Genomic DNA, 11,574 nt, shown 5'->3' with positions numbered 1-11,574 from the left:
GCGTAATGCACTCCATCCAGAGGCTGTGGTGGCATAAATCGCTATTTTGTTAGCTGAAGTATTGAATTTTCAAGGTGCGAAGCCCATTTTAGGTATGGGAAGTCTTAGTTACTAAAATTATCTTTTGAATCAGCAATCACATAGAAATATCCATAACTTGTCTTAAAAACCGTCTGAACAATTCTTTCAAAATAGATTTCTGCTGAATCCGGCAGATATGCTTTCATATCATCTCCTGAAAATTCTGCTTTCAGATTGTATGGCGTTCCACCCACAGTATACCAGGTGCCTGCAATTAAATTTAATGCTGCTTCTTTTTCCTCTGTTCCATCATAACATTCCTGTGCGATATTAAAAAATCTAATAGGATTATCATATTCTGTATATTCTGCATCCGGTGCAATCTCATGACTTGCCACAACCTCAACCTGTTCAATTGCATTTCCATTTTTTGTAATACGGTCAGCACTTTCATATCCCATTTTAGCGAATGTAGAATAAATTCCATTTCCATCAGGCGCCGCATATAAAGACACATGTGAACCTACAGTTCCAATCATGCTGACTTCAGAACCGTTCAGTAATGTGTATATCTCCACCTGCCAGTCTGCTTCACATGTTCCATGGGAAATAAGCAGTTCATTCGTTCCGTCCTGATCTATATCATACAATGCAATTTCCACTATAGATCTGTTCAGACCTGAAAACTCCAGATTTGATGCCATACTTTCAAATGTCTCTTTATACATTGGATACTCAGGATAATTTGAATAATCCACTGTATCCTCAGCAGTCTGCTCCTGTTCATTATCTGGTTCCGATTCCGGTTGAGTTTCTTCTGTATTCTCATCTGTTTCAGATTCCGTTCGTGTTTCTTCTGTATTCTCGTCTGTTTTAGTTTCTTCCGATGCTTCTGTTTTTTTCTCCGGTGACTCTGTCGGTTCCGGAGTTTCTGTTACCTCTGCCGTTTCCTCCGGCTCCTTAGTTGGTTCTGCTTCCACTGATTTCTGTTCTTCTGAAGATTCATTCTCTGACTCAGATGTCTGTTCATGGATAAACGGTAATTTATCCGCATTCTTCACAACACCGTAAACTCCATCTGCGCCAACTGCCCCGGTAAGTACAATTGCAGCCACTTTCATACTCAGGTGTCTGGCAGCTGTTTTACCAGCTGCTCCTGCCGCCTTTGCACCTGCCCGGGCTGCGGTACCTGTCGTATTCCAGGAACCTGCTGACTGTGCCGGTTCTATACAGGCATCCATAACACTCTGTAAAACACCCATTTCCGCCGGATCTGCCGGTGCACTTTCCAGTCTGCGCAGCAGATACAGGAAGAATGCAAATGGTGCAGCTGTGTAGAGTTTTGTGCCTTTCTTTTCCAAGTCAAGAACAAGTTCTTTTACTTTTTTCCGACCATAAGATAAGCGACTCTTTACTGTATTGTCGCTGACTCCAAGAGTGAACGCAATGTCTTTTACGGACATTTCTTCATAGTAAAACATACCTATGACCAGTCGCTGGTCTTCCGGCAGCTGATCCAGAATTTCAAGAACAAGGCGGCATACCTCTTTCTCGTCCATTGCCATTTCCGGATTCAGATCTGTTCGCTCGTCTTCGATTGATTCCTCGAAAGAGAGGTCATCTGATTCATTATCTCCGGACATATCTCGGTTTGCATTTCTTCAGCAAGTCCTTGGCTGTATTATTTGCTATCATTTTCAGCCATGGAACCAGTTTACTCTCATCCTGAAGCTGATCCAATCTGGTAAATGCTTTTACATATGTATCCTGTAAAATATCGTATACGGTATCTTCATCTTTTACAAGAACTTTGATTACTCTATATACCGCAGAACTGCTTTGGTTATATATTTCTGCAAGGGCATCCTCTTCCTGGTTGCGGGCTCGCTCCAGCAAGCTCTGATTCCTTCTGACGGGATTACCACAGTACTTACAGAATTTAGAATTTTCTGGAAGTTGATTTCCGCATTTCGTGCAAAACATATTTTTCTCCTTTTGAAATTAAATTAACCCATATACGATAAAGTTGTTACCTTATGCTTTTTTAATTTTTTAAATTTACAATGATAAAGTTCTTCTAACGTATCAAAAGTATCCTGATTTTCATTTACAAATTCTACAACATCTCCATTTTTCCATTTTCCATTTTCTCCAGTCCCTATATCAGCACAATACTCCAGTATATCGCAAAAGTGTGATGTCACATCATCATAATCGCATAACGTTTCATAGGCTTCCTTTTCATCGTCAGCATTACTATACTCTTTTTTACACCATCTTTTTGCACTTTTCTTATCTAAAGTTATTTTATCTTTATACTCCTCCATAAATTTTTCCGGATTGAAATCTGCTCTCACAGTTCCAAATCCATCATATCCACCCTCAACTACATCATAGATATCATTCATATCAATAACTGTTCTACGATTCGAAAATCCAGTAACTCCTACAATCACTACAACACCTGCTACCGCCAAAGCTGCTATCTTTTTCTTTGATTTTGATTTAAAACCTGTTTTAATATTAGTTTTCGTAGCAGATACAGGTGGTACCTGTGTTCCCATCTGAAGTCTTTGTCCGCAATTTGAACAAAACATCGCACCTTCTTCTTTAATTTCACTTCCGCATTTTGAACAGAACATAATCATTTCCTCCTTCTTTCATTTTCTTCTTTGATTACTTTTTTCGATTCATTTTGATTCTCTGTTTTTTCTTCAATTGCTTTTTGGGGGTCCCGCATCAACTGTATGACTCTCCGAAATATCACCCATAACTGCTCCCATGGCACTGGCAGGGTATCGATCGTGTGTGTGATCATTTTTCTGATACTGTTATCTGTCATAGGCATTCTCTCCTCTCTGATCTATAGACGATTCAGAAAAGAGACTGGTTTTATTTTTATCGATATTTTATAACTTTTTTTCAAAAAAGATGCTTTTTCTGACGAATAACCGTTTTTTCAGATGGATGGCACTATTTATGTACATAAATGAATTATAGCATATTTTTCCAAAGCCTATGAATACATACCGTAATATTTCCAATAATTTTTTTCTAAACATATTTTTCTACAAAAAAAGACGTTCCACAAATCATATGATTCATGGAACGCTTTTTTTATTTTTTCTGCGTATTATTTTTTATAAAATTACATCATTCCCATTCCCGGGTTAGCAGCCGGTGCCGGATTGTCTTCTTTGATGATTGCAACAGCAGATTCTGTTGTAAGTAATGTAGAAGCAACGCTTGTAGCGTTCTGAAGGGCACTTCTTGTAACCTTTGCAGGGTCAAGGATACCTTCGCTTACCATATCTACGTATCTTTCGTTCAGAGCATCGAAACCGATTCCTGGTTCGGATTCTCTTACTTTGTTGATGATCACGGAACCTTCCAGTCCTGCGTTTGCAGAAATGCGGAACAGAGGAGCTTCCAGAGCTTTCAGGATGATGTTTGCACCTGTCTTCTCGTCACCTTCCAGAGTAGCTGCAAGTTTTGCAACTTCTTTGGATGCGTGGATGTAAGCAGATCCGCCACCTGCGATGATACCTTCTTCAACTGCTGCTCTTGTAGCTGCAAGAGCATCTTCCAGACGAAGTTTAGCTTCTTTCATTTCTGTTTCAGTGGAAGCACCAACACGGATAACAGCTACGCCGCCAGCCAGTTTTGCAAGTCTTTCCTGTAATTTTTCTTTATCAAATTCAGATTTTGTTTCTTCGATCTGTCCACGGATCTGTGCAACACGGTTTGCAATTGCATCTTTGTCACCCATACCGTCAACGATAACTGTGTTCTCTTTTGCAACTTTAACAGATTTTGCACGTCCTAACTGTTCCATAGTTGCATCTTTCAGTTCAAGACCGAGTTCTTCGGAGATTACCTGACCACCTGTAAGGATTGCGATATCCTGAAGCATTTCTTTTCTTCTGTCGCCATATCCAGGAGCTTTGACAGCTACTACCTGGAATGTTCCTCTTAATTTGTTTACGATAAGAGTTGTAAGTGCTTCACCCTCTACATCTTCAGCGATGATGAGAAGTTTAGCACCAACTTTTACGATCTGTTCCAGTAATGGAAGGATTTCCTGAATATTGCTAATCTTCTTGTCTGTGATCAAGATGTATGGATCGTCCAGATTTGCTTCCATTTTTTCCATATCTGTTGACATATATGCGGAAACATATCCACGGTCGAACTGCATACCTTCTACAAGGTCAAGTTCTGTGTGCATTGTCTTGGATTCTTCAACTGTAATAACGCCATCTTTGGAAACTTTTTCCATAGCGTCTGCTACTAACTGTCCAACTGTCTCATCGCTTGCAGAAATAGATGCAACGTTTGCGATCTGTTTCTTGCCGCTGATTGTCTGGCTCATATTTTTGATTGCTTCTACTGCTGTATCAGTAGCTTTCTTCATACCTTTTCTCAGGATAATCGGGTTAGCGCCTGCTGCCAGGTTTCTCATTCCTTCATGAACCATAGCCTGTGCAAGAACTGTAGCTGTTGTTGTACCATCTCCTGCTACATCGTTTGTCTTGGAAGCAACTTCTTTGATCAGCTGGGCTCCCATGTTTTCAAATCCATCTTCCAGTTCGATTTCTTTTGCGATTGTAACACCGTCGTTTGTGATAAGCGGAGCACCGTATGGTTTGTCAAGAACTACGTTTCTTCCTTTCGGTCCTAATGTTACTCTTACTGTATCAGCTAATTTATTTACACCAGCTTCAAGAGCTGCTCTGGCTTCTGCGCCGAATTTAATTTCTTTTGCCATGATAATATGACCTCCTGTTTAAATTCTGTCTTCTATAATTATTTAACGATAGCAAGAATATCGTTCTGTCTTACGATGATGTATTCTGTGCCGTCCATTTTTACTTCTGTTCCTGAATATTTGGAGTAGATAACTTTATCACCTACAGCAACTTCCATTTTTACTTCTTTGCCATCAACAACTCCGCCAGGTCCTACAGCTACTACTTCTGCCTGCTGTGGTTTCTCCTGTGCCTGTCCTGGAAGAACGATTCCGGATTTTGTTGTTTCTTCTGCTTCAACCTGTTTTAATACAACTCTGTCACCTAAAGGTACTAATGTCATGATCTATGATCCTCCTTTATTTTTCAACTTAATTTTGTTACCGTTTCCTCTGTATTGAATTCCGGCAACTGTTTCGGCGCTCTGTCTAACCTTGCCGATTTTTGCTAGCACTCATTTACCTTGAGTGCTAATCACTGTCCTTATATTATTGAAAACGGCCTGATTTCGCAAGTTCTTTTATCATTACAAAATAAAATATATTCTCTTATTTACTCTTTTATTCTCTTTTTTTCTTTCATTTTCTTAATTTGCAAATAATTTTAGTTTTTACAGCACTTTCTCAAAAAGAATCCTGTTGGCAAAATTCACATCTGTAGCAAAGGTTTCCGCAACCTAAAAAAGACCATCTGTCAAAAATGACAGACAGTCTTTCTTATTTTGTGTTTCTCAGATTATTTATCTCAGGATTTCTTACTGTTTCTCTGTGCTTTAATCTCTTCCAGTTCGTCAAAGATCACTTCATTAAGAACCTTGATATAGGTTCCCTTCATACCGGAAGATCTGGATTCAATGACACCGGCACTTTCAAATTTTCTTAATGCATTTACGATTACGGATCTGGTGATTCCCACACGGTCTGCAATCTTACTTGCAACCAGGATTCCCTCGTCTCCGTCAAGTTCGTCGAAGATATGAATAATTGCTTCCAGTTCAGAGAATGATAAAGTATTAAACGCAGATTTCACTACCTGCTGCTTTCTGTCTTCCTCTGCATTCTCTTCATGAACAGCACGCATCATCTCCAGACCGACAACGGTAGTTCCATATTCGCTGACAATAATATCTTCAATATCATATGGTCTGTCATAACGGTACATAAATACTGTACCCAGTCTCTCTCCTGCAATATCTATCGGATTGATGATTCCCTGATAACTGCTTGACACATGCTCGAATCCCAGTGTCTGAAGATTCACATTCTCTTTTGTTGACAGTACGCCAAGAAATCTCTCATTTAATAATGAGTCCACATATCCGCCAACCTTATCTTCGATTAGCTCAGTGATCTCTTCTACACCCGGACATAAACTGACGCCCAGAACCTTTCCTTTTTTGCTGAGAACCAGAATATTGGAACTCAATGTTTCCATCAAAACCTGGCAGATATCATTAAATACCACCTTGCTGGAACTGCTGTTATGCAGAAGTTTGTTTATTTTTCTTGTTTTATCCAGCAACTGAACGCTCATATAGTCCTCCTTTCGCCTTGCATATATCTGAAGTCTTTTTCTCTACTGATCACAAAGTGAACAACACCATCTTTTCTGACACGATTCACGGAATGAACAGTAATTTTCTTCTGTTATGAAAGAAGATTCAGACATACTTGGTCATTAACATTACTCGTACTTTAATACTACACGTTTCACCGCCAAATTACAAGACAAATTTTATTATTTTTTAATTTATTTTTTCTTTTCTGAAAATAGATTCCTTTTACAAATATTATCCAATAAATATTTTTGTAGTTCTAAATCCGGACATATAAGCAAAAAAATACAGGAAAAAGCGAGATCTTCTTCCTGTATTTGCTGACTTTATTATATTTTATCTTAAAAAGCTTATTCCTCTTTTGCGTCTTTTGGCTCAACGTATCCACAAGTCTCCTGGCTGCAAACGAGCTTGTTCCCCTTTTCCACCATGTAACTTCCACATTTTGGACATTTCTTTGCGGATGGTTTCTGCCAGGACATAAAATCACATTCCGGATTGTTCTCGCATCCGTAGTATTTACGTCCTTTTTTGGTTTTCTTGAGAACAATTTCCTTCCCGCATTTCGGACATGAAACTCCGATTTTCTCAAAATATGGCTTGGTGTTTCTGCACTCAGGAAATCCCGGACATGCTAAGAAACGTCCATGAGGACCATACTTGATAACCATGTTTCTGCCGCAGTTGTCACAGATCACATCTGTGACCTCATCCTGGATATCAACTTTCTCAAGTTCTTCCTCTGCTGCGTCTACATCTTTCTTCAGATCAGGATAGAAGTTGCTGACTACCGTCTTCCATTTGACAGTGCCTGCTGCCACACAGTCGAGAAGACCTTCCATAGTTGCTGTGAAGTTTACATCTACAATACTTGGAAATGCCTGCTTCATAATGTTGTTGACAACCTCACCCAGCTCTGTGACATAAAGATTCTTCTGCTCTTTTGCCACATAGCGACGACTGATAATGGTAGTAATGGTCGGTGCGTAAGTACTTGGACGTCCAATTCCCAGTTCCTCCATGGTCTTAACCAGGGATGCCTCTGTATAATGTGCAGGAGGCTGTGTGAAATGCTGCTCTGGTTTCAGTTCCTTAAGTGTCAATTTCATACCTTTCTCAAGGCTCTGGTTCAGCACATTCCCTTTTTTCTGATCCTCTTCATCTGTGTATACGGACATAAATCCATCAAATACGATCTTAGATGCAGAAACTGTAAAGATATATTCATCTGCTCCAATCTTTACAGATGTGGTCTCGTATTTCGCAGGAGCCATTCTGCTGGCTGCAAAACGTCTCCAGATCAGCTGATACAGTCTGAACTGATCTCTGGATAGAGATTCTTTCAGAAGTGCCGGTGTACGACTGATGTCTGTGGGACGGATTGCTTCATGAGCATCCTGGATCTTCTGTCCTTTCTTCACAGTTTTCTCAGACTGAGAAACGTAATTTTCACCGTACTGAGCTGTGATGTATTCTCTTGCTGCTGCATCTGCTTCCTCAGAGATTCGTGTGGAATCAGTACGCAGGTAAGAGATCACACCGACAGTGCCATTTCCCTTGATATCAATTCCTTCATATAACTGCTGTGCCAGACGCATGGTCTTCTGTGTGGAGAAGTTCAGTGTCTTGGCTGCTTCCTGCTGTAAGGTACTGGTAGTAAACGGAAGCGGAGCATTCTTGATCCTCTCACCTTTCTTTACTTCTGTGATCTCGTATTCCTTATCCTGCAGGGATGCAAGAAGTTCATCCATCTCCTGTTTGTTGTGGATGTTCATTTTCTTATCTGTTCCGTAGAACTTAGCCTGAAGCGGTTTCTTCTCTCCTTTTACCTGGAATTCTCCTTCAAGGCTCCAATATTCTTCCGGAATGAATGCATTGATCTCATCTTCTCTATCGCAGATGATACGAAGTGCAACAGACTGTACACGGCCTGCGCTTAAACCTCTCTTGACTTTCGCCCAGAGCAGCGGGCTGATGGTGTAACCTACCATACGGTCAAGCATACGTCTTGCCTGCTGTGCATCTACCAGATCCATATCCAGGTCTCTCGCCTGTTTAATGGAAGATTTTACTGCTGTCTTGGTAATCTCGTTGAAAGTAATTCTGTGCATCTTCTTAGGGTCTTCTTTCAATGCCTGCATCAGATGCCAGGAAATTGCTTCTCCTTCACGGTCAGGGTCAGTTGCCAGATAAATCTTATCTGCTTTCTTTGCTGACTTGCGAAGTTTTGCAAGAAGTTCTCCCTTTCCACGGATTGTTATATATTTGGGTTCGAAGTCATGTTCTACATCGATTCCGAACTGACTCTTGGGGAAATCACGAACATGTCCGTTAGAAGCTTCCACATCGTAATTCGCACCAAGGAATTTCTTAATTGTTTTCACTTTTGCAGGTGATTCCACTATCACCAGATATTTCGCCATGCTACCTCTCCTAGTCGTAATCTATGTCTGTTTGTAATTGTTCAGCAATCTACGTCAAGTGACTTGCTCATAGCCAAATAACTGCTCCGCAATTTATTTGGTTAAAATACTGAACCGTTACGTCTGTTTATATGAATCAGGCAGACATACCTATCCACCCCGCAGCTTACTCATAACCGGACAGTGAACTCTGCTTCATCCGGTGTTAACTGCTTCTTACATAATAGTATCTCCCGCACTCTCTTATGAGCCCCCGCAGTGTCAGTTCCACCAGACAATTGCTTACCTGAGCCGGTGAAAAGCCCGTTTTTCTCACAATATAGTCGGGATTTTTTGGTCGTAAATCGAGACAACTATACACCATATTCAAATCAGTTGCAAGTCCTAAGTTGTTTTTTTCCTCTGTTTGTGTGACTTTCGACGAGGAAATTCCAAGTTCTTCCAGCAGGATTTCCGGGCAGTATGCGATTCCTGCTCCATCATAGATCAGCTTATGACATCCTCTGCTGAGAACATCTGTGACAGCGCCCGGAATCGCATAAACCATCTTTCCCTGCTCCAGTGCAAACCCTGCAGTGATCAGGGATCCACTGCTCTCTTTTGCTTCTACTACAAGAACAGCGTCAGACAATGCACTGATGATCCTGTTGCGGGCCGGAAAATGCCAGGCTGCAGGCTCAGAACCAGGCGGACACTCACTGATGATGCCACCATTTTCCCAAAGAATCCTTTCATATAATTTGCGGTTTGTTCTTGGATAACACACATCTACACCACTTCCAAGCACCGCAAAAGTCGGCATCCTGCCTTCCAGTGCACCTTTATGTCCCTCTGCATCAATTCCAAGAGCCATACCACTGATGATCTGGACACCTGCCTGACTCAATGCCTTTGCATAACGGAAAGCCTGAATTCTGCCGTAAGGACTGCACATTCTGGCACCAATCACGGCTACGGTTCTTCTGTCTGGATCAGGAAAACGTCCTCTGACATAAAGTTTTCCGGGCATAGATGGATATTGTTTCATAATCTGAGGATATTCCGGACTTGATTTTTCAACACAACGAATCTGTGCATTCTTGTCTTCCTTTGCATTATTTTCTTTTATATTATCTCCGTCAGTATTGTTCTTTCTCATGTCAGTTCTTTCCATATAAAATACCTCGCAGATACTTATTTTATGACAGAATTTTTATCAAACACCCGATATGATAATGCCTCACCGATATGGTGGCTTGCGATGATTTCCTCGTCATCCATATCCGCAATGGTTCTGGCTACTTTCATAATTCGGTGATAGGAACGGGCACTAAATGCAATTTGATCAAATGCCCTTGCCAGAAGCCTGGATGCACCGTCTGTAAGAGGACAGTATTTATCAATCTGGCGGCTGCCAAGCTGTCCATTAAAATTAATTTCTTCATCTCTGTAGCGTTCTTCCTGAATTTTCTGTACCTTTTCCACTCTTTTTCGGATCACTGCAGAAGTTTCTCCTCTTTTCCCACCATGAAGCTGGGCAAAAGATATTGGTGGTACTTCTGTACTGATATCAATTCTGTCAAGGAGCGGTCGGCTGATTTTTCCCATATAATGACTGATTTCACCAGAAGTGCAGGTACACTTATTCAAATCTGGATAATAGCCGCAGGGACAGGGATTCATTGCTGCACATAACATAAAGTCTGCCGGAAAGCTATATGTTCCACTGGCCCGGGCTATCTGGATCACCTTGTCTTCCATAGGCTGGCGCAAAAGTTCCAGGCTTGCCCTTGAGAACTCCGGCATTTCATCCAGAAAAAGAACACCTTTATGTGCCAGAGTGATTTCGCCCGGTCTGGGATTACGACCGCCACCTGCGATAGCCTGAGGAGTACTTGTATGATGAGGACTGCGAAAAGGGCGCTCATTGATCAGAGGATGTTCCCTGGACAAAAGCCCTGCGATACTGTAAATCCTGGTAAGTTCCAGTTTCTCCTCAAAACCAAGCCCCGGCATAATGGTAGGAAGCCGTCTGGCAAGCATGGTTTTTCCTGTTCCAGGTGAACCGATAAAAAGGATATTGTGGAATCCGCTCACTGCAATCTCAGCGGCTCTTTTGGCGCTCTCCTGCCCTTCAATATCGGAGAAATCCATGTTCTTCTCTTTTTCTGCCGATAGTGGTATGTTTTCTTCTGTTTCTGTTTTAAGAAAGGGCTCCGGATCCAGGAGACAATCAATCAGTTCTTTTAAATTCTTTACTCCTGCTACCGGAACATCAGAGACCAGTCTGCCCTCTTTCAGATTGTCATATGGAACTACACAAAATCTGCATCCAAGGTTTCTGGCACATAATACAATCGGAAGAATACCTGAAACTCCATGGATTTCTCCGTCCAGACCAATCTCACCTGACATCATAACTCCACTGATAACCTGGGGACTGATCATGCCAAAAGCCGCCAGAACTGCTGCTGCCACCGGCACATCAAACCCTGCCCCTTCCTTCTTCATATCTGCGGGGGCGAAATTGACAGTTATCCTCTTTGGCGGAAACTGATAACCGTTATTTTTCAGCGCTGTGCGGACTCTGTCCTGAGCTTCTTTTACCTGAGCTGACAGAAAACCTACCATAATAAAGGAAGGTAATCCATTACTTACATCTGCCTCTACCTGGACAGGGCATACCTCTACCCCAAAGATTGCAGCTGATAATACACTTGCAAACAAAAATTACTCCTTTCTGCCGTCATAAATTTCCCCGGATATTTATGCGCATCCTAATTATTTCATTAGAGCATGTTTGAAAAAGGCTTTCTGCAAGATGTGCGTCACAATTTGTGGGAGATTT

11 protein-coding genes and 1 pseudogene are annotated in these 11,574 nt (G+C 41.4%); all 12 read right to left on the bottom strand.

The features are described from left to right. Positions 1-104: 104 nt before the first annotated feature. A complete protein-coding gene (locus ACTNES_RS16175; protein WP_441040100.1) occupies positions 105-1,664 on the bottom strand; it encodes an RNA polymerase sigma factor in 1,560 nt (519 codons plus the stop codon). Then, positions 1,651-1,917, bottom strand: a complete 267-nt coding sequence (locus ACTNES_RS16170; RefSeq protein WP_441040102.1) for an RNA polymerase sigma factor — start codon at positions 1,915-1,917, stop codon at positions 1,651-1,653. The genes ACTNES_RS16175 and ACTNES_RS16170 overlap by 14 nt, the downstream gene beginning before the upstream one ends. A gap of 21 nt (positions 1,918-1,938) precedes the next feature. Beyond that, a pseudogene (locus ACTNES_RS16165) lies at positions 1,939-2,004 on the bottom strand (zinc-ribbon domain-containing protein); the annotation flags it as partial. Between the two features lie 23 nt (positions 2,005-2,027). Further along, a complete protein-coding gene (locus ACTNES_RS16160) occupies positions 2,028-2,663 on the bottom strand; it encodes a zinc ribbon domain-containing protein (protein ID WP_441040099.1) in 636 nt (211 codons plus the stop codon). A 2-nt stretch (positions 2,664-2,665) separates the two neighbouring features. Beyond that, entirely contained in the window at positions 2,666-2,863 is a 198-nt protein-coding gene (locus ACTNES_RS16155) for a hypothetical protein (RefSeq protein ID WP_441040098.1), read from the bottom strand. A 306-nt stretch (positions 2,864-3,169) separates the two neighbouring features. Beyond that, positions 3,170-4,789, bottom strand: coding sequence for a chaperonin GroEL (gene groL, locus ACTNES_RS16150; RefSeq protein WP_441040097.1), 1,620 nt, complete (start codon positions 4,787-4,789; stop codon positions 3,170-3,172). Between the two features lie 38 nt (positions 4,790-4,827). Then, on the bottom strand, positions 4,828-5,112 hold the full coding sequence (gene groES / locus ACTNES_RS16145; RefSeq protein ID WP_441040096.1) for a co-chaperone GroES: 285 nt from the start codon (positions 5,110-5,112) through the stop codon (positions 4,828-4,830). Positions 5,113-5,513: 401 nt separating this feature from the next. Then, complete coding sequence (gene codY / locus ACTNES_RS16140) at positions 5,514-6,302, bottom strand: GTP-sensing pleiotropic transcriptional regulator CodY (protein ID WP_216460317.1); 789 nt, start codon at positions 6,300-6,302, stop codon at positions 5,514-5,516. 372 nt (positions 6,303-6,674) lie between these two features. Then, on the bottom strand, positions 6,675-8,747 hold the full coding sequence (topA, locus tag ACTNES_RS16135) for a type I DNA topoisomerase (RefSeq protein WP_216460316.1): 2,073 nt from the start codon (positions 8,745-8,747) through the stop codon (positions 6,675-6,677). A 205-nt stretch (positions 8,748-8,952) separates the two neighbouring features. Continuing rightward, positions 8,953-9,900: a DNA-processing protein DprA gene (gene dprA, locus ACTNES_RS16130; protein WP_216460315.1), complete on the bottom strand. Its 948-nt coding sequence runs from the start codon at positions 9,898-9,900 to the stop codon at positions 8,953-8,955. A gap of 20 nt (positions 9,901-9,920) precedes the next feature. Then, a complete protein-coding gene (locus ACTNES_RS16125) occupies positions 9,921-11,453 on the bottom strand; it encodes a YifB family Mg chelatase-like AAA ATPase (protein ID WP_441040095.1) in 1,533 nt (510 codons plus the stop codon). Positions 11,454-11,472: 19 nt separating this feature from the next. After that, positions 11,473-11,574: DUF6783 domain-containing protein (locus ACTNES_RS16120; protein WP_441040101.1), on the bottom strand; the 102-nt coding region annotated here is incomplete at its 5' end.

The sequence above is a fragment of the Blautia sp. HCP3S3_D9 genome (assembly GCF_052063845.1).
In the GTDB taxonomy this organism is placed as follows: domain Bacteria; phylum Bacillota; class Clostridia; order Lachnospirales; family Lachnospiraceae; genus Blautia_A.
This window is presented reverse-complemented; position numbering and strand designations above follow the sequence as displayed.

What these genes read in the sequence shown, in the direction of transcription:
- groL (WP_441040097.1), bottom strand. Translation starts at nt 4,789, where the DNA reads ATGGCAAAAGAAATTAAATTCGGCGCAGAAGCCAGAGCAGCTCTTGAA.
- groES (WP_441040096.1), bottom strand. Translation starts at nt 5,112, where the DNA reads ATGACATTAGTACCTTTAGGTGACAGAGTTGTATTAAAACAGGTTGAA.
- codY (WP_216460317.1), bottom strand. Translation starts at nt 6,302, where the DNA reads ATGAGCGTTCAGTTGCTGGATAAAACAAGAAAAATAAACAAACTTCTG.
- ACTNES_RS16175 (WP_441040100.1), bottom strand. Translation starts at nt 1,664, where the DNA reads ATGTCCGGAGATAATGAATCAGATGACCTCTCTTTCGAGGAATCAATC.
- ACTNES_RS16155 (WP_441040098.1), bottom strand. Translation starts at nt 2,863, where the DNA reads ATGACAGATAACAGTATCAGAAAAATGATCACACACACGATCGATACC.
- topA (WP_216460316.1), bottom strand. Translation starts at nt 8,747, where the DNA reads ATGGCGAAATATCTGGTGATAGTGGAATCACCTGCAAAAGTGAAAACA.
- ACTNES_RS16160 (WP_441040099.1), bottom strand. Translation starts at nt 2,663, where the DNA reads ATGTTCTGTTCAAAATGCGGAAGTGAAATTAAAGAAGAAGGTGCGATG.
- dprA (WP_216460315.1), bottom strand. Translation starts at nt 9,900, where the DNA reads ATGGAAAGAACTGACATGAGAAAGAACAATACTGACGGAGATAATATA.